Here is a 17,996-nt window from a genome sequence, read left to right on the forward strand (position 1 = left end):
CAGTTGGGCAGTGCCCGGGAGGCTGGTAGGCGGCGGCCCGGTGAGGGATCAGGGCGCCGCGGACTGCCGCTGTGCGGATTGCCGCGCCGTCCGCACCTCGGCGAGAGGGTGAGCCGGACGGCAGGGAGTTGTGGTCGCCGGCGGTCGACACCAGTGCTGCAGCGGCGACCCGGCGTATCGCTCACGCGGCGTCGCGGCTAGGGTCTTCCCTTTCGTCAGCTTCACCCTGCCCGGTGATGACCACGAGAACGAGGGGGACTTCGTGGCCACCCCGCCACCACCGCACGGCGCCAACCCGCAGTCGTGGCCGCCGCAGCAGCCGGCGGGCCCGTACGCCGGGCATCCGGCGCAGCCCGGCCCGTACACAGCTCCGCAGCACGGCCCCTACCCGCCGCAGGGCACGTACAACTCCCCACAGACACAAGGTGCGTACGGTGTTCCACCGGCGCACGGTGGCTGTCCGCCGTCCCCCGGAGGGGCCCCCTGCCGGATCTGCGGGGCCGTGCCTGCCGCACCCGGCACCGTGCGTGGTCACCAGGGCTTCCTCGTCGTGATGCGGTTCCTGAGCCTGCAAGGGCCGTTCTGCCGCGACTGCGGACTCGCCACCGTCCGCCAGATGTCCGCGAAGACCATGTGGCAGGGCTGGTGGGGCCCGCTGTCCGTGATCATCACGCCGTTCACCCTGCTGGTGAATCTCGGCGCGTGGTCGAGCTTCCGCAGACTCCCCGGCCCCACGGGCGGTCTGCGTCCACCGCTGGACCCCGGCACCCCGCTGCTGCGCCGCCCCCCGGTGCTCATCGCCGCCGTGCTGGTGGCCCTCCTCCTCGCGACGCTGACGGTCCTGCTGGTCATAGGGGTGCTGGTCGGCGACGGCCGGGGTGGCGACACGGACAGTGGCATCGGCGACCGCACGGCACCGACGCTCTCCGTCGGCCAGTGTGTACGCAACGAGGGCGACTGGAGCCGGCAGGACCTGCGTGTCACGGACTGCGGTTCGCCCGAGGCCCAGTTCGAGGTGTCCCGACAGCTCGGCAAGGCCGGGACGACGTGCGCCGAGGGCGAGTACTACGCCAATCTCGAGTACGGTCCGGGCGGGACGACCACCATGTGCCTCAGGCCGCTGACGTGACCTTCAACAGGTGTGTGCGTCGGGTCGCAGTCCGCAGGTGATGTCGACGGGCCGGGACCGGCGGCCGGCGGTCCGTGGCAGTGGGACTCCGGCCGGTGCCCGCCCCATCAGGACCGTATTCACCCGGCCGCGGGCCACGGGCGCGTAGAGCCCGCCAGGGCCACGGCGGTGTTCGCCCACGAGCGACCACTCGACCGGGCACCGCACCGGTTCGTCGCCGTACAGGACGGTAACCGCCGGCCCGGACAACGCCTCCGAACGAGCACGGGCACAGAAGGGGAACACGCCCCGAGGCGTGAACGCGTACTCAGTCCCACCAGCCTTCGCCGGTCTGCCAGTGCCGTACCCATTCCAGGAATCCCCACGGCTTGTCCGCGGGCACCGGGCCTGCGCCGACGTCCGCGACCATCCACACCTTGCCGCGCTGCGGTCCCGTTGTCACCAGGAGCCAGAACGACTGGCTGTCCTCCGCGCCGAGCACGATCGACCCGTGGGAGAAGACGGCGTCGGTCCGAGGGTCCTCGTCGTCGACCGAGTCGTCGTCCTCCCAGCACCATGCCCCTTCCAGGGGGAACGGCTCCCCCGGGTGTCTCGCACAGGCCCCGGTCCAGGACGAGGGGAGCACGCCGAGCGGCTGCAGGCCGTCCTCGGCGGGGCCGAGGCCGCATCCGTTGGTGATCTCGGCGACCAGGGTCCGATAGGGCTCCGGGAGCGTCACCCTGTTCTCCGTCTCCCATGCCTCGACGGCTTCATGCCCGAGTGCCGGCTCGCGCCACTCGGGCGCGAACGCGGAACGCAGGAGATCGAGAGTGGATGGGTCCGGGCGCTGATCAGGTGTCATTGTCACGGCCGCATGCTGGCAGGAGGGACTGACACTTCTGCGCGCGGGCTCCCGGACGATCCTGGCAGGCAGGTCCGCCGACCGGTGCGTCCGCTCACGGCATTCGGGCGGCGACTACGGTCGGGAACGACTGCAAGTCCCCTTCCCGGACCGGGTCGTTCACCGAGCGCGCGATACGGAATCCCACGTCGTCGACCTGGAAGGTCGGATGGCTGCGGCGCCGTACCGAGGCTCGGCAACTCCAGTGCTCGTCGAACCACCCGCCGCCACGCAGTACCCGGTAACTGCCGTAGACCTCGGCGTCATAGAGGTCCCAGCACCATTCCCAGGCGTTGCCCAGCATGTCGTGCAGGCCCCAGGCGTTGGCGCGTCTGCCGCCCACGTCGTGGATCCGCTCGCCCGAGTTGCCGCGGTGCCAGGCGATCTCGTCGAGCGCCCCGTACCGAGGACCGGTCGTACCGGCACGGCATGCGTGCTCCCACTCGGCCTCGGTCGGCAGGCGGTACCCATCGGCGGACCGCTCCCACTCGACGGTCCCACCACTGCCGTCGAGGCGATAGGCGGGAGTCCGGTCCTCGCGTTCGGACAGCGCGTTGCAGAACCGGACCGCGTCCCACCACGAAACGTTCTCGACGGGCAGCCGGTCGCCTTGCGCGGTGCTCGGCCGGTGGCCGGTGACCTGCGCATACCGCGCCTGCGTGACCGGGAAGGCCGCGATCCGGTACGGCGCGAGCTCGACCGGCCAACTGCGTTGTGTCCGCCGGTCCGACAGCGTCACCCGCCCCCGCGCAACGGTGACCATCTCGTCGTCTGCACTCGCGTCCATCGTCATGATCCTTTGTCCTGTCCGGCCGATCCTCCCGGGCCCGCGACGACAGCTGCGGCACTGCACCGGCTACCGCTGGGAGGCACCGCCACGCTGCGTTGTCGGAGCCGCCCGAGTACGTCCGGTACGAGGGCGACCTCCCCCGCCCCGCCGATGGGGGCACCCCCGGCGGGGCCAGGGGGAGTGCCCCCACCGTCCTGCGATGCGTCACCTCGGCCCTGGCGGGCCCGGGGAGACCCCATGCATCCGACGCCGCGGGCCGATCCTCAAAGACCGCCCGGACAGGACCTGGTCGGAGCAGGGCAGGCCCCGGCGTCCACGAGCGAGGCCCGCCCGGGGGTCACCCCGCGCCCTGGTCGAGGGGGCGCAGCGAGCAGCGTGCGGGACCTGCCGCGTGCAGGGTGATTCCCGTGCCGACGGGCACGTCCACATCCACCGCCCGCAGCTCGTAGGCCCGGAGGATCATCGAGAGCGCGAGCACCGACTCCAGCATCGAGAAGTGCTGACCGATGCATGCCCGCGGGCCACCGCCGAACGGGAACCAGGCATACCGGTGCCGCGCCTTCTCCCGCTCGGGCGTGAAGCGTTCGGGGTCGAAGCGCTCCGGCTCGTCCCAGTAACGGGGATGCCGGTGCGTCACCCAAGGAGAGACGACCACATCCGCGCCGGCCGGGATCGTGTGATTACCGACCCGCGCCGCGGCGACCGTGCGCCGGCCGATGGTGGGCGCTGCCGGATACAACCGCATGGCCTCCTTCAGCACCTGTGTGAGGTAGGGGAGCGCGTCGATGTCGTACGCCTCGGGCGTCCGCCCTGCCAGCACGCGCACCGCTTCGGCCCGCGCCCGGGTCTGGTGCTCGGGATGGCGGGCGAGAAGGTGCAGGGCAAACGCCAGTGAGGTTGCGGTCGTCTCGTGCCCCGCGAGCAGGAAGATCAGAACCTGGTCCCGGATCCCGGAGGCGTCCAGGCCGGCTTCCTCACCGCTCTCCGCCTGTGTGAGCAGAGTGAGCAGGTCGTCGCCCGTCGCCGAGTCGCCCTCCGCGCGCCGCTTCCCGATGATCCCGTCGCACACCGCGTACAGCTCGTCCATCGCGGCCGCAGCCTTGCGGTTGGTCGGAGTCGGCCAGCTGCGGGGCGGATTGACGGGCGAGAAACCGCGCTGGAGCGTGTAGGCGCCGATCACCGGGAAGCAGCGCTCCACGACGTCGACCGCAGCCTCGACATCCACGCCGAACAGGATGCGGGCCACCGCGCGCAGGGTGAGCCGCGTCATTTCGTCGACGACATCGATGGTGGCGTCGGGCGCGTTGCGCCAGCTCGCCAGGAGGGAGGCGGTCTCGTCCGTGACGGCCCCTGCGTACCCGTCGACGCGTCGGCGGGTGAAGAGCGGCTGCATCAGTCGGCGCTGCCGCAGGTAGTCCTCGTCCTGGCTGGTCAGCAGTCCGTTGCCGAAGGACTCCCGCACCTCTTGGTAAAACTGGTTGTCCTTGCGGAAGTTGGCCGAGTCGGTGGCGAGCACCTGCTGGGCTCCTTCGGCGGAGAACACCCCGTACAGCTCCATGCGCAGCCCGGGCGGGCCCGCGGTGAACCTCACGACATCGCCGTGCCCGCGCTGCGCGTTGAGGAACGCGCCGAGTGAGTCCCGCTTGAGGTCGAACATCGACCCGAGCAAGGGCAGGCCCGCAGGTCCCGGAACGTTCGCACCGGATGCCGTCATGCGACACCGCCCAGAAAGGCGGTCCAGGCGGTTCCGGCGACGGCGAAGGCGGGACCGGCGCCGCCGAGCTTGGAGTCGCGGACGTGGACGGTGTGCGGGCCGGTGGCGACGTCGACGGATGCCGCCTCAGGGCCGCTGTGGGTGGACTTCCGTCGGTCGAGGGCGACTTCGACGCATGCACCGCCCTGGTCATCGCTGAAACTCGACTTGAACCACGTCAGTTGGGCGCTCATAGCTCCTCCGCCACCTTCTTGATGAAGTCCGCCGATTCCTCGACGCTGAGGGCGTGCCTGCGGATCATGCCATGACGCTGACTCAGCTCGCTGACCCTGGCCGGTTCAGAGTAGAGCGCTCTCGTCGTCTGAGCCTCGGAGTATGCGTACAGTTCGTGCTCGGGCGACTCGAGCAGCACCACTGAACCGGTGAGCGCAAGGCCGTTGCACCGCCCCATGGGCACGATCTGAATCGACGTGTTCCGTAACTCTCCCGCCTGGAGTAGATGTGCGAGCTGCTGCCGCATCGCCTCCTGGCCACCTGTCATGGTCCGTAGCGAAGCTTCGTACAGCGCAAAGTTGAACAGAGTGCCGGTCCTGCGCGTCAGCGCCTCCTGCCGCACCATTCGCGCGCTCACCCGTTCCTCCACCGTCTCGTCGTCCAGCGGTGGGCAGCTCTCGCTGATCAGTGCCCGCGCGTACTTCTCCGTCTGCAGCAGTCCCGGAATCAACAGCGGCTCGAACCAATGCAGCGCGATGGCCTCGGCCTCCAGCGCCATGAACTCCTGGGCCCGCGCCGGAAACGGCTCCGGCTTCAGGAACTCCTGCGCCGCCAGCAGCTTCCCGCCAGCCCCGCACAGCTGGTCCGCGACCTGGAGCAGTCGGATACTCGGTTTCCGGCGGCCCTGTTCCATCGACTTGACGGTCTCGTACTCGTAGTTGGCCTCCTTCCCGAGCTGCTCGCGCGTGATCCCCGCCTCCGTTCGCCACAGCTTGATCTGGCTGCCGCAGTACCGCCACGCCTCGCTCACGGATCCGCCTCCCGGGACGCGCTGGGTACAACCACGTCTCGTACCCACGCAGTTACTCCTCGAGGCTATGCCCGCGCCAGCAGCCTGTGAGCCATGAATCAGCACATCGAGTGGCGGTTTCCGCGCCACCCCCGCAGCGTGGGCCGCGCCCGCGCACTTCTGGCCGAGCAGGCGAGGGAGTGGAAGCTCCCGGACGACACGACGGACACGGCCCTCCTGCTGCTCAGTGAGCTGATGACCAACGCCTGCCGGCATGCCCGGGTCTCGCCCGGCCGGGAGATCCGGGCACGCTGTGTGCTGCGAGGGGACGAGTCCCTGCGCATCGAGGTCTCGGACGCCTCCGACGTACTGCCGGCTCCACGCGACGCCGCTCCCGACGACGAGTCCGGACGCGGTCTCGCCCTCGTCGGCGCGCTCGCCCACGCCTGGGGTGCGCACCCGCGCCCGTGCGGTGTCGGCAAGACGGTGTGGTGCGTGCTGTCGCCCGCCGCTGTCCCCGCCCCGGCGGCGGATCAGTATCCGCTCGGGCGGACCAGTCCCGTCTCGTAGGCGAAGACCGCGGCCTGCGTACGGTCGCGCAGGCCCAGTTTGACCAGGATCCGGCCCACATGGGTCTTCACGGTCTGCTCCGCGACCACCAGCTGCTGGGCGATCTCCGCGTTCGACAGCCCCTGGGCGATCAGGGACAGGACCTCGGTCTCACGCTCGGTCAAGGTGCCGATGCGCTCCTTGAGCGGGACGCGGGCGGCGCCGGTCATCCGGGAGAACTCGGTGATGAGCCGCTTCGTGATGTTCGGGGCGAGCAGGGCGTCGCCGGACGCCACCACGCGTACCGCATGGGCGAGTTCCGCCGCTGAGGCGTCCTTCAAAAGGAACCCGGAGGCGCCCGCGCGCAGCGCCTCGTAGACGTACTCGTCGAGATCGAAGGTGGTGAGGACGAGGATCCTGACGGTGGAGCCGGCCGGTTCGGTGAGGCGGCGGGTGGCCTCTATGCCGCCGAGCCCGGGCATCCGGATGTCCATGAGGACCACGTCCGGCGTGAGTTCGGCGACCTTGTCGAGGGCGTCGAGGCCGTCCACGGCCTGGCCGACGACCTCGATACCTGGTTCGGCGTTCAGGAGCACCGTGAAGCCCTGGCGGACCATCATCTGGTCGTCGGCGATCAGGACGCGGACAGGTGTCGTCATGGGGCGGCCTCGGCAAGGGGAGCGGATGCGTCGGTGGGCAGGACGGCGGTCACTTCGTAGCCGCCGTCGGGAGTGGGACCGGTGACGAGTTCGCCGCCGAGCATGGCGGCGCGCTCGCGCATGCCCAGCAGCCCGTGCCCGGCGCCCGGCGACGGCGGAGGGGGTGTGCGGGGCGCGGTGTTGATGACCCGGATCGCAAGGCCGTCCGCCCGGTAGGCGATCTCCACCCGCACCGCTGCTCCCGGCGCGTGCCGCATCGCGTTGCTGAGGGCCTCCTGCACGATGCGGAAGGCCGACAGTTCGACGCCCGGCGACAGCGCTCGCCGTTCGCCGGTGGTCTCGGTGGTGACCGTGAGCCCGGCGCCGCGCACATTGCCGACGAGCTCGTCCAGCCGGTCGAGGGTGGGCTGCGGGGCATGCCGGACCCCGTCCGCCCGGGTGTCCTCGGAGCGCAACACGCCCAGCACACGGCGCAGTTCGGTCAGGGCCTCGATTGCGTTCCCGCGTATGCCCGCGAGGTTTTCCCTGAGCTCGGCCGAGGGATTCTCGGTCAGGTGCGGGGCGACCTGGGCCTGGATGGATATCACCGACATATGGTGGGCGACCACGTCGTGGAGCTCACGGGCGATGCGGTTGCGTTCCTCCAGGAGGGTCCTGCGCGCCCGCTCCTCGGCGGTCAGCACCTGCTGCTCGACGAGCCGGATGCCTGCCTCCCGGCTCGTGCGCCGGGAGGCGCCGACCAGTACGGCCGCCCCGAAGGGAATGATGCCGTACTGCATGGGGTCACCCGTCTGGGCCTGATCCGCGAGGGCGGTGTTGACCGCTACCGCAAGCACGGTGATGCCCAGTGCTGCGACCGAGGCCCTGGGGGGGATCCGCAAGGCCAGGAGAAGCAGTACGAGGGTGTGAAGGGCGGCCGTTGAGACGTTCCAGGGCCAATGCAGGTCGTACCAGGCGGTCTCGCCGACTTCCGCGATCACGAAGAGTGCGACCGTCGACAGCCACCAGCCGGGCACCGGACGCCACAATGCGATGACGGCGGCTCCGGACTGGAGCGAGGCGAGCAGTGCCACGAGCCCCCAGCTGGGCTTCTGTTCGGGGTATTGCGTCAGGTTGAGGTGGAGCATGAGCACCGCGAACAGCACCGCGTGAGCGTGCGGCAGCCAGCCCAGCCAGCCTGTTCGGGGCAACGGGTCGCGGGCCACCGTCCACAGGTCGTCGCGCACGGCACGCGGTGCGGCCGCGACGGCCGTCATCAGCCGCCGCCACCGGCTCGCGCTCGTACCGCCCCCCTCGCCCACAACCGTCATCCTAGGTAAGCCCCTTCGTCGTCGGCCGGGCAGGCCGCTGTCCGCGCACGATCCTGGATCCGTGACGGTTCGGGCCCCGCCTCTGCTCATACGTACGGAATGCGGTCCAGCACGCCAGCAGTGCCATCGCGAACACCGGCAGCCAGAGCAGCCGTGCGAGCAACCAGCCGGCGCCGTCCGGGCGCGTGTGCAGTCCAGGCAGGGTCCCGCCCGTGAGCAGACCGGTCGCGGTGACCGCCATCATCGCGGTCTGATGCCAGAGGAAGACAGTCACCGCGGAGAGATTGAACAGAGCCACGGCCGCCCACGCTGCAGGGCGCCGCAGCATCCGCCGCAGCGGTCCGATCAGCAGCAGGGCCGCACCGCACTGGGCGACACCGAAGGTGACCGCGGCGAGGGTGGGCGGGTTGAGGTTGGAGATCTCCGCCCCGGGGACGCCGACCATGGCGGCCGGATAGCCGGCGGTCAGGACCAGTCCGGCGGTGACGGTGGCGCCGCCGAGCAGCAGCACCCATCCGGTCCTGCGATCCGGACGCCCGCGCCGGGCCCAGGACGCTCCCAGGCAGTAGGGCACCAGCCAGCCGGCCGGGACGTTGAGCCAGCCGATCCAGGGCGGCCACGCGGACCCGTCCAGTCCGAAGCGGACCACGTCGACATGGAGCACGACGGCGAGCGGCCACAGCGCGCTGAGCTGGGCGACCAGCGGGGTCATTGCCGTCAGAGCCGCGAGGACCAGCAGGAACCAGAGGGGTGAAAGCGCCAGTTGGAGCAGCGTGTGCATGGTGCCCGGCCCTACGCCCGAGACCAGCATGGCGCTCGCCATCATGGTCCACACCACCAGCACCGCCGCGACCGGCCGGAACAGACGGGCCAGCCGGGCGCGGAGCCACTGCCCGTATGTCCCGCCGCGGACACGCGCCCTCGCGTAGCTCGTCGCGCCGACCTTCCCGCCCACCAGGAAGAAGACCGCCAGGGCCTGGAACATCCAGGAGACGGGGGCGAGTGCGGGCATGTACTGCAGCGGGCCGGCGTCGTGCACCGTCCCGCTGTCGGCGACCAGGGCGGTCAGCAGCCAGTGGCCCAGCACCACACCGAGGACGGCAACGGCGCGCAGGGCGTCCACGGCGCGGTCGCGGTCAGGGGGAGTCGCGGCCTCGATCCGCCGGACGACGGCTGCGGCCTCGATCCGCCGGACCCGCCGGACGACGGCTGCGGCCTCGATCCGCCGGACCCGCCGGACGAGATCACGCACGACCGTCCTCCTCGGCAGGGGCCCTTCCGGCGACGATCAGGGCGATGTTCCTCAGGGGCACGGAACCCGGCTCGAGGTAGTCGCTGTGGCCGCCCTGGCCCGCCGTGAAGACGCGGGCGCCGAACTCCGGTGAAACGGGGTCGGTCCCCAGGCCGATCTCGGCGAACGGCAGCTGCAGCCGTGTGTGGGGGACGCTGCCGATCCAGTCGTCGGCTCCCCGGCCCGCCCAGACGGTGGCCGAGGTGCGCAGCTCGGCGGTGCTGTCGACGCCGGCTCCGGGGCTGCCGTAGAGCACGATGTTCGCCAGGCCGGTCATGTCCGCAGGCGCGGCCGCGGTCCGGCCGCAGACCACCGAGCCGTAGGAATGGCACACGAGCGAGATGCGGGCATCGGGTTTCGCCGCGCTCAACTCCGCCGTGAAGGAGCGCAGCCGGGGCGCCGCCTCCTCCGCGCGGCCCGGGGTGAGCACCTCGGGGCTCACCGTGCCCGGCGTCCGGTAGCCGAGCCAGGCGATGACGGCCGATCGTCCGCCCAGCTCGCTCCGGAGCGCCGCTGCGCCGTTCCGGAGGCGTTCGTAGGTGTCGAGGCTGGTGTCGGAGCCCGGTACCAGCACGGCGATGCGCCCGGCGCTGGACAGATCGCCGAAGACCTCCGCGGTGCGGCCGCCGTCGCGGCCGTCGAAGGTCAGGAACTGCCGCGCCGGATCCGCCATCGCGCGGAGCGCCGCGGCCCGTCGCCGGTCGCCGTGCCCCTCGGCGGTCCGTTCCGCAGCGAGGATGCCCTCGCGGTTGACGGCGTACCGCTCGGCGAGGGCGTCGGGTGTCGCGGCCCGCAGCGGAGCGGTCGCGAGCGGAGCCGGCGCAGGCACGCCTGCTGGACCGGCCGCTCCCGACAGCGGCCACGCCACCGAAGTCATGATGAGCGAGGCGAGGAGGGCGCGGCCCAGCCGGCTCCTTCGGGGGCGCATTGCCATGGGGGTTGCTCCTCTTGTCCCTCTTGTCCCGGATGCGTTTCGTGCTTCCGGTGGAGACGCTAGGGATCAGGCCTGCTCGTTCGCGTCACACCAGGGAGCCGACCTTCCGCGTAGCTCCCAGGTATTACTGGTGCGGGCGGGTGCCGTGCACAGCCTGACCTGCGGCCCGACCCGCCGGGCTCGTGCACGCGGCGGGGGCGGGGCGAGGGCGGGACGGTACGCTCGGAGCTCGTGCGGACCGGCCTGCCGGGTGGGGATGAACTGACTGCTCATGCTGCTCATGAGGATGCGGAGTGCGGCCGGGGCGCGCCGGCTGGGGGCGACCGGGTCGCTCGCGATCGCTGTCGGCGGGTTCGCCGCCGGGACGCTGCCCGCCCGTGACCCGTGGGGCCTCTGGGTGCCTCGGGGCTCCCTGACGGCCCTTGCCGCTTCCGTCCTCGCATACGTCGGGCTGACGCTGCTCGTCGTGGCGTGGTGGACCTACCGGGAGCACCGGGTGCGCGGCACCCTGGTCACCCTGGTCTGGTGGACCGCACCGCTGATGCTCGCCCCGCCGCTCTACAGCGCCGATGTGTACAGCTACATCGCCCAGGGCGCGATGGTCCTCGACGGGCATGACGTCTACGCGTACGGGCCGTCGGTGCTCGGCCCGGGCTCGCTCGGTGCCGACGCCGCCGCAAGCGTGGGCGGGAACTGGACCGACACGCCTGCGCCGTACGGCCCGGCCTTCCTCGTCCTCGCCGAGGGCGTGGCGTGGGTGACGGGCGGGACCATCGTGCCCGCCGTGCTCCTGATGCGGTTGCTGGCCGTGGGAGCGCTCGTCCTGATCGTCCGCGCGGTACGCGATCTGGCCGTGGAGTGCGGCGCCGACGAGAACAGGGCACTGTGGCTGGCGGCGCTCAACCCGCTGCTTCTGATGCACGTCGTGGGCGGCATGCACAACGACGGTCTGATGATCGGCCTCATGCTGACCGGTCTGGTCCACGCACTGCGCGGCCGGTGGCTGTTCGGCAGCGCGCTCGTCGCGCTCGCGATGACGGTCAAGTCACCGGCGGCGGTCGCACTGCTCTTCATCGGAGTGATCGTCTTCCGGGCCGGGCAGGGGCCGGTCCTCGGGCGTGCGGCGAAGGGCATGCTCGGCCCCGGGCTGGTCGCCGCCTCGGTCGTGGCCGTGACCACTCTGCTGAGCGGTACCGGATTCGGCTGGCTGAGGACCCAGGGCGTCGCCGCGGCCATACACACCCCGCTCTCCCTCACCAGTGACCTCGGTCTCGCCGCCGGGCAGCTGGCGAGGCTGGTCGCCGGCACGGACCCGGCGGCGGTCAAGGGCGTGGTGCAGAGTCTGGGACTCGCCGCCGCGCTCGCGGTGATCGCCTTCCTGGCCGTCCGGGTTCTGCGCGGGCAACTGCACCCCGTCCGCGGCCTCGGCCTCTCCCTACTGGCGCTGGTCGCCCTCTCACCGATGGTCCAGCCCTGGTATCTGCTGTGGGGCACGGCGGTACTTGCCGCGACCGCCGACCCGGGTCGTACGCACGACAGGGCGGTCCACGTCGTGATGGTCCTCTCCGCGGCCCTCGTGTACGAGACCCAGCCCTCGGGCCACACCCCTCCCTACGGCTTCGTGCTCGGAGCGCTGGCGGGCGCGGCGGGCATCCTGGCCCTGCGCCGCTCGTCCCCGGCTGCAACCGTTCCCCATGTGGCCATCCCGGCACAGCCGGTGCCGACGGGGGAGGCGGCGGGGGTGCGGCCTTGAGGGGCGCGGGGGTGCGGGCCGCCCAGCGTCGTGGGTTCTGATCAGGGTGAGTACTGCCAGACGAGCATGAGGTATCCGCCGTAGGCGCTGGAAACCATCACTGCCCGTCCGAACCGGAGCCACCACCTCCTATCTGCTCAGCGACCACCAGGGAAGTGCGATGACGGCCGTCGCGATGGGAACCCTGGCGATCACTCGCCGCAAGCAAATACCCTTCGGGCAACTCCGATCGGAACAGTCCACCGCCTTCGGCACCCGAGGATTCGTCGGCGGTACCAACGACCCCACCGGCCTCACCCACCTCGGTGCGCGCGAATACGACCCAACTCTCGGTCGCTTCCTCTCCGTCGACCCGATCATCGACCACGATGACCCGGCACAGATGAACGCCCACAGCTACGCCCACAACAACCCGCTCACCAAGTCCGACCCCGACGGGCTGGGCCCCGAAGGACCGGTCGGCGGAGACTCTGCCAACGACGAACGCTGGTCTAAAGAGCGTGGCATGAGCGCGGGTTACCGGTACAACAGTGGGAAGTGGGTATGGAGCGAATCCAAGAAGCCTACACATCCGGCAATAACAGCGGAGTCATCGGGCGCTTGACTCGGTGGATGTTTCCGGACTGATGAATAATCCGACTGAGCCCGCCCCGGGGCGCGGCGGGCTCTTTCGAATGCAATTCACTCCGAAGGAGGTTGAGTATGTCTGCCGCAGGTGATGAGCTGCGACTGAGACGGACAGGTAAACTAGTTATATCTGTTCTCGCGCAAGTCCTGATCGTTGCCGCTGAATTCTTTGTTCAATTCTCGATGTCTTCCGATGACTGGTCTGCGCGTGTGGCATCGCTGGCGCCTGTTCCGTTCGCGCTCTACTTGATCTGGCGGTTGCTACAGAACCCGTTCATCGCCATCGAGCACTGGGGGGTGCGTGTGAACAACGCATACGCCGAATACTTCATCCCCTACCGTGAGATCCTGACCTGCCGGGGGCGGCTGAGCTTGGTCATGGAGACCCGGCAGCACGGGCAGATTCCTGTGACGGCATTCGATGCCGCCTTCTTCGGCAGGTCGTCCAGGGAGAGCATCAGGCGGGCGGTTAACGCGAGGGCGGGAGAAACTCAATTCCACGACGGCGGACGATTCCGGAAGGAGTACACCCTCGGTCTTCCTGAGGTGGCTGGTCCGGGGGCGACGTTCCTCTTGTTCGTTTTGGCGTTGGCTCCACTATGACTTGCGGACCGGCAATACGCCCTCCCTCTCACACTGACCTCGGACTCACGCCCCCACCACCCCGTCGATCCCCTCCCGCAGGAGGTCCGCGTGCCCGTTGTGACGGGCGTACTCGTGGATCAGGTGCAGCATCACCAGCCGCAGTGACACGTCCTCGCCCCATCGCGGCTGGTGCCCGATGACGTCAAGCGACTCCGCCTCGCGCTCGATCCGGCGGGCGTGCTCGACCTCCGCCTCCCAGGCCGCGAACGCCTCCGAGCGCTTCGCCGCCGTCGCGTCGTACGCCACCTGGTAGTCGCCCTCGTCCGACCACACGAGCGGGACGTCCTCGGCCGCGATCACCCGGCGGAACCAGGCGCGTTCGACCTCGGCCATGTGCCGTACGAGTCCGAGCAGCGAGAGTGCAGAGGGTGGCATCGACTGCAGGCGCAGTTCCTCGTCGGAGAGGCCTTCGCACTTCATGGCGAGGGTCGCGCGGTGGTAGTCGAGGTAGGCGCGCAGCGTCTCGCGCTCATTGCCGCGCAGGGGCGGGGGAGTACGTGCGTCCGTCATGGAATCACCGTAGGCCTCGGGCCGGAACGGATGGTCAACTGGCCGAAAAGGATGGCTTGATCGCGGGGAAGGTGCCCTCGACAATGCGCATGACAAGTCCGGAGCCGCTCCGGACCGTTCACGTCGCCAGAGGGGACCCCCCACATGAACAAGCCTCTCGTCGGCGCGCTCCTCGCACTCGCGCTCCTCGGAGCAGGAGCCGCGCCCGCGATCGCGTCAACGCCCGCCCAGGACACCGCCCCCCGCAGCAAGCCGGCCGTCAAGGCCGTCGACTTCGCCGGGACCGTCGCGCTCAGCAACTGTTCCGGCTCCGTCGTCCGTACACCCGACTCGCAGCCGAACGACCCCGCCCTCGTGCTCTCCAACGGGCACTGCATCGAGAGCGGCTTCCCCGGCCCCGGCGAAGTCGTCGTCGACCAGCCCTCCCGCCGCTCCTTCGGACTGCTCAACGGTTCGGGCGCACGCGTCGGCACCCTGCGGGCGAGCAAGATCGCGTACGCGACGATGACGGACACCGACATCTCGCTGTACGAACTCACCAGCACCTACGCGCAGATCGAGACCCGGTACGGCATCAAGGCCCTGGAGCTGAACGCCGATCACCCGGTCAAGGGCACCGCCATCAAGGTCGTCTCCGGCTACTGGAAGCGGATCTACAGCTGCGACATCGACGGCTTCGCCTACCGCCTCAAGGAAGGCGCGTGGACCTGGAAGGACTCGGTCCGCTACACCTCGTCCTGCAACACCATCGGCGGCACGTCCGGGTCTCCGGTCGTCGACAACGCCACCGGAAAGGTCGTCGCCGTCAACAACACCGGGAACGAGAGCGGCGGCCGCTGCACGGACAACAACCCCTGCGAGGTCGACGAGAACGGCAACGTGACCGTCCGCCGGGGCATCAACTACGGCCAGCAGACGTACATCGTCGTCCCGTGCGTCGGCACCGGGAACAAGATCGACCTCGGCCGTCCGGGCTGCACCCTGCCCAAGCCCTGAGCCACACGGCCCGCACCTGCATGAGGCCCTGGGCGCCGACTCCCGTCGGCGCCCAGGGCCTCCGCTGTTCCGCTGAACCCGCCGCCGGTCTCCTGCGCTGAGCAACCGACCACACCGCAGGGGAGCTCGGGGACATGGCGAGACGGTCGTCACCGCCGGGTGCGGCGCACGGAGCGGCCCGCGAGGACGTCCGTGCGGCAGCCGTCCTCGATCACGAAACGGCCGTCGATCAGGACATGCGGAATTCCCGTAGGAAACGCGCGGGGCGCCTCGAACGTCGAGCCGTCCGCGACCGTGTCCGGGTCGAACAGCACGAGGTCGGCGCGGTAGCCCTCGCACACCAGGCCGCGGTCGCCAAGACGGAGCCTGGCCGCGGGGCGGGAGGTGAGGTGGGCGACGGTCTCCTCCAGGGAGAGGACGCCGAGTTCACGGGCGTACCGGCCCAGATACCGCGGGAACGTCCCGTACGCGCGCGGGTGCGGCTTGCTGCCCCGGAGGATGCCGTCGGAGCCGCCCGTGTGGGCCCGGTGGCGCATGATCTCGCGGACGTTCTCCTCGTGACCCACGTGCTGGAGGATCGTGGAACCGAGCCGGTCGGCGAGGAGGATGCGCCGGGCGGTGGCCCAGGGCTCCTCGCCGCACAGGTCGGCGTGCTCCTGGACCGTCCTGCCGACGCAGGGCGCGAGGCGGGGATCGGACACGCCCGAGATCTCGATCGTGTCCCAGGCGACCGGCACGCCGTGGCAGCCGTCAGAACCGGTGACCTCCAGTTGGTGGCGGATCGTCTCCGAGGTCGTGTCGTCGCGGAGCCGTGCGAGCACCGCCTCGGGCCCTCCCTCGCCCGCCCAGCCGGGGAGCAGCGCGACGAGCGTGGTGCTGCCGGGCGTGTACGGGTAGGTGTCGAAGGTGATGTCGGCGCCCGCGTCGAGTGCCCTGTCGAGCAGAGCGGTCAGCTCATGTGCACGGCCCTTGTTCACGTCGAAGTTCAGCGTGGCGTGGGCGAGATGGAGTGCGCAGCCCGCCTCGCGGGCGAGGCGCACCATCTCCTCGTACGCCTCCAGGGCGCCTGCGCCGTAGGAGCGGTGGTGCGGGCAGTAGTAGCCGTCGTACCGTGCGACCACCCGGCACAGCTCGGTGAGTTCGGCGTCGTCCGCGAACATCCCGGGGGTGTAGGTGAGTCCGGATGACATCCCGACCGCGCCCTGCTCCATGCCGTGCGCCACGAGTTCCTTCATGCACCGGATCTCGTCCTCCGTGGCGGGCCGGTCCTCCCACCCGACGACCCGCATGCGCACCGTCCCCTGCGGGACGAGATACGCCGCGTTGAGGGCGATGCCCCGGCCGTCGAAACCCCGGTCCAGCCGGTCCAGGTACTCGCCGACCGTCCGCCAGTCGAAGTCGACGGAACCGTCCTCGGGCCCGCCGCCGTTCCAGCCGGTGACGGCCCGGCGGACGGCGGCGAGCGTGCTGTCGTCCACGGGCGCGTACGACAGCCCGTCCTGACCGAGGACTTCGAGGGTCACGCCCTGTGCCGCCTTGGCGCTGTGCTCGGGGTCGCGGAGCAGCGCGAGGTCGCTGTGCGCGTGCATGTCGATGAAGCCGGGGGACAGGGCCAGGCCGTCGGCGTCCAGGACGCGGCGGCCGGTGAGGCGTCCCCCGGTGCCGCCGTCACGGCCTTCCCGGTGGATCGCGGTGATGCGGCCGTCCCTGATCCCGACATCGGCGCGGCAGGAGGGGCCGCCCGTGCCGTCGATGACACGCGCGCCGCGGATCACGAGGTCCATGTGCCGGCTCCTGCCTCCGCTTCCGTCCGCTCCGCGGCTTCGCGCGCGTTTTCGCTCGCGTTGTCAGAAGAACGTGCGGATGTAGTCGGTGACCGTGCCGTCCGCCTCCACCAGCGGGATCAGCTGCCACTTGTCGAACGAGGTGCAGGGGTGCGACAGGCCCAGGCCCAGCCAGTCGCCGACCTCCAGTTCCACGCCCTCCTCCGTACGGATCCAGGCGTGCTGGTCGGACAGACCGGTGACCGTGATCCCGTCGGCCCGGCGGACCTCACCGGTTCGGGCGTCCCGCACGACCTGTGCCTCGGGGAGGTGGAGGTCGTAAGCGGCGTCGCGCTTGCCGGCGTTGGTGAACGCCTGCTGCGCGGTCGGGCGCGAGACGACCTGGGACCAGAGCCGGAACGCCGGCTCCAGGGCGCCCTCCTGCGGGATCCGGTTGAACGGCGTGAGGTTCCGGTACTGGCCGTCGTCATGCGACACGTAGGCCCCCGATCGAAGCAGCTTCAGCACCGGCGACGACAACTTCGGGATCTCCGCGAAGACATCGGCGACTGCGTCGAACCAGGCGCTGCCCCCCGCGCTCACGACGATCTCATCGGCGTCGCCGAAACGGCCGTCCCCGTCGAAGGCCACGGCGATCGCGACGAGGCGTTCAAGCCAGTCCGTCACCCGCTCGGTGGTCGCGTCCGGCACATCGGCCTCGTAACCGGCAACGCCGGTCAGACGCAGGGTGCGAGTGGCGGCGACCGCATCGGCGACGGCCGTGCAGTCGGCCTCCGTGCGGGCGCCGGTGCGAGCCGCCTCACCGGCGGCCAGCTCGACGACGACCTCCACGGGACGGGTGGCTCCGGCTGCCGTGAGGGCCTGGTCCATCAGTTCGACCCCGCGGACCGAGTCCACGTAGCAGACGAGCCGGAAGCGGGGGTCGTGGTCGAGCTCGGAAGAGAGCCAGTTCAACGCGGCGGCGTCGACGACTTCGTTCGCGAGGAAGATCCGCTCGATGCCGAACGCACGGTAGACCCGGACCTGGTGGGGAACCGCGGCCGTGATGCCCCACGCACCGAACTCCAGCTGGCGGGCGAACAGCTGCGGTGCCATGGAGGTCTTGCCGTGCGGGGCGAAGGCAAGACCGTGGCGCTCGGCGTATGCCTCGAGGAGGGCGAGGTTGTGCTCCAGCGACTCCGCGGAGAGGGCGAGGACGGGGGTGGTGAAGCCTCCGGTGAAGAGGTTGCGGCGCTGGGCTGCCAGCGCGCCGACGGTCAGGCCCTGTGCGTCCGCGGGGAGCCCCTTGAAGCGGTGGTCGACCCGCTCGTCCGCGAGCCGGGCGAGCGGCTCGAAAGCGAAGGCGTTGGTGGCAGCCATGGAGACCTCCTGGTGTTGCAGTCTGTGCAATGAGCGTTGCGCACAGCGCTCATTGCTGTCTAA

At 70.5% G+C, this 17,996-nt stretch carries 18 protein-coding genes; 6 read left to right on the forward strand and 12 right to left on the reverse strand.

Translation table 11 applies throughout. The features are described 5' to 3' along the window. Positions 1–502: 502 nt before the first annotated feature. Positions 503–1,129 (forward strand): LppU/SCO3897 family protein, encoded by a 627-nt coding sequence (locus tag AC068D_RS34365; RefSeq protein WP_478827060.1) that lies wholly within the window; start codon positions 503–505, stop codon positions 1,127–1,129. A gap of 307 nt (positions 1,130–1,436) precedes the next feature. On the opposite strand, the gene AC068D_RS34370 is transcribed toward AC068D_RS34365, so the two are convergent. The 5 genes from AC068D_RS34370 to AC068D_RS34390 all read right to left on the reverse strand — a co-directional run bounded on the left by AC068D_RS34370 (position 1,437) and on the right by AC068D_RS34390 (position 5,537). Next, positions 1,437–1,970 (reverse strand): SMI1/KNR4 family protein, encoded by a 534-nt coding sequence (locus AC068D_RS34370; protein ID WP_478827102.1) that lies wholly within the window; start codon positions 1,968–1,970, stop codon positions 1,437–1,439. 94 nt (positions 1,971–2,064) lie between these two features. Next, on the reverse strand, positions 2,065–2,796 hold the full coding sequence (locus AC068D_RS34375; protein WP_478827061.1) for a formylglycine-generating enzyme family protein: 732 nt from the start codon (positions 2,794–2,796) through the stop codon (positions 2,065–2,067). A gap of 340 nt (positions 2,797–3,136) precedes the next feature. After that, a complete protein-coding gene (locus AC068D_RS34380; protein WP_478827062.1) occupies positions 3,137–4,513 on the reverse strand; it encodes a cytochrome P450 in 1,377 nt (458 codons plus the stop codon). After that, entirely contained in the window at positions 4,510–4,746 is a 237-nt protein-coding gene (locus AC068D_RS34385) for a DUF397 domain-containing protein (protein ID WP_478827063.1), read from the reverse strand. The genes AC068D_RS34380 and AC068D_RS34385 overlap by 4 nt, the downstream gene beginning before the upstream one ends. After that, complete coding sequence (locus AC068D_RS34390; RefSeq protein WP_478827103.1) at positions 4,743–5,537, reverse strand: helix-turn-helix domain-containing protein; 795 nt, start codon at positions 5,535–5,537, stop codon at positions 4,743–4,745. The genes AC068D_RS34385 and AC068D_RS34390 overlap by 4 nt, the downstream gene beginning before the upstream one ends. 93 nt (positions 5,538–5,630) lie before the next feature. Between AC068D_RS34390 and AC068D_RS34395 the strand changes: the two genes are divergently transcribed. Further along, complete coding sequence (locus tag AC068D_RS34395) at positions 5,631–6,086, forward strand: ATP-binding protein (RefSeq protein ID WP_478827064.1); 456 nt, start codon at positions 5,631–5,633, stop codon at positions 6,084–6,086. Here the strand turns inward: AC068D_RS34395 and AC068D_RS34400 are convergent. The 4 genes from AC068D_RS34400 to AC068D_RS34415 are packed head-to-tail and all read right to left on the reverse strand — an operon-like array spanning position 6,050 to position 10,259. Then, complete coding sequence (locus AC068D_RS34400; protein WP_478827065.1) at positions 6,050–6,724, reverse strand: response regulator; 675 nt, start codon at positions 6,722–6,724, stop codon at positions 6,050–6,052. The two genes, AC068D_RS34395 and AC068D_RS34400, sit on opposite strands and share 37 nt — an antisense overlap. Continuing rightward, the gene (locus AC068D_RS34405; protein ID WP_478827066.1) at positions 6,721–8,034 is read right to left on the reverse strand and encodes a sensor histidine kinase; all 1,314 of its coding nucleotides are present in this window, start codon (positions 8,032–8,034) and stop codon (positions 6,721–6,723) included. The genes AC068D_RS34400 and AC068D_RS34405 overlap by 4 nt, the downstream gene beginning before the upstream one ends. A gap of 1 nt (position 8,035) precedes the next feature. Next, the gene (locus tag AC068D_RS34410; protein ID WP_478827104.1) at positions 8,036–9,256 is read right to left on the reverse strand and encodes an acyltransferase family protein; all 1,221 of its coding nucleotides are present in this window, start codon (positions 9,254–9,256) and stop codon (positions 8,036–8,038) included. A 22-nt stretch (positions 9,257–9,278) separates the two neighbouring features. Further along, complete coding sequence (locus AC068D_RS34415; RefSeq protein WP_478827067.1) at positions 9,279–10,259, reverse strand: alpha/beta hydrolase; 981 nt, start codon at positions 10,257–10,259, stop codon at positions 9,279–9,281. A gap of 280 nt (positions 10,260–10,539) precedes the next feature. On the opposite strand from AC068D_RS34415, the gene mptB reads away from it, so the two are divergent. The 3 genes from mptB to AC068D_RS34430 all read left to right on the forward strand — a co-directional run bounded on the left by mptB (position 10,540) and on the right by AC068D_RS34430 (position 13,242). Next, positions 10,540–12,012 (forward strand): polyprenol phosphomannose-dependent alpha 1,6 mannosyltransferase MptB, encoded by a 1,473-nt coding sequence (gene mptB, locus AC068D_RS34420; protein ID WP_478827068.1) that lies wholly within the window; start codon positions 10,540–10,542, stop codon positions 12,010–12,012. 133 nt (positions 12,013–12,145) lie between these two features. Further along, the gene (locus AC068D_RS34425; RefSeq protein WP_478827105.1) at positions 12,146–12,616 is read left to right on the forward strand and encodes an RHS repeat-associated core domain-containing protein; all 471 of its coding nucleotides are present in this window, start codon (positions 12,146–12,148) and stop codon (positions 12,614–12,616) included. Positions 12,617–12,714: 98 nt separating this feature from the next. Then, on the forward strand, positions 12,715–13,242 hold the full coding sequence (locus AC068D_RS34430; RefSeq protein ID WP_478827069.1) for a hypothetical protein: 528 nt from the start codon (positions 12,715–12,717) through the stop codon (positions 13,240–13,242). Positions 13,243–13,287: 45 nt separating this feature from the next. Here the strand turns inward: AC068D_RS34430 and AC068D_RS34435 are convergent, their stop codons facing one another. Next, positions 13,288–13,794, reverse strand: coding sequence for a DinB family protein (locus AC068D_RS34435; RefSeq protein WP_478827070.1), 507 nt, complete (start codon positions 13,792–13,794; stop codon positions 13,288–13,290). A 144-nt stretch (positions 13,795–13,938) separates the two neighbouring features. On the opposite strand from AC068D_RS34435, the gene AC068D_RS34440 reads away from it, so the two are divergent. After that, on the forward strand, positions 13,939–14,790 hold the full coding sequence (locus tag AC068D_RS34440) for a trypsin-like serine peptidase (protein WP_478827071.1): 852 nt from the start codon (positions 13,939–13,941) through the stop codon (positions 14,788–14,790). Positions 14,791–14,939: 149 nt separating this feature from the next. Here the strand turns inward: AC068D_RS34440 and AC068D_RS34445 are convergent, their stop codons facing one another. Beyond that, the gene (locus tag AC068D_RS34445) at positions 14,940–16,574 is read right to left on the reverse strand and encodes an N-acyl-D-amino-acid deacylase family protein (RefSeq protein WP_478827072.1); all 1,635 of its coding nucleotides are present in this window, start codon (positions 16,572–16,574) and stop codon (positions 14,940–14,942) included. Positions 16,575–16,637: 63 nt separating this feature from the next. Further along, a complete protein-coding gene (locus AC068D_RS34450; protein WP_478827073.1) occupies positions 16,638–17,933 on the reverse strand; it encodes an alanine racemase in 1,296 nt (431 codons plus the stop codon). Between the last annotated feature and the right edge of the window lie 63 nt (positions 17,934–17,996).

This window comes from Streptomyces sp. NPDC043861, assembly GCF_056435905.1.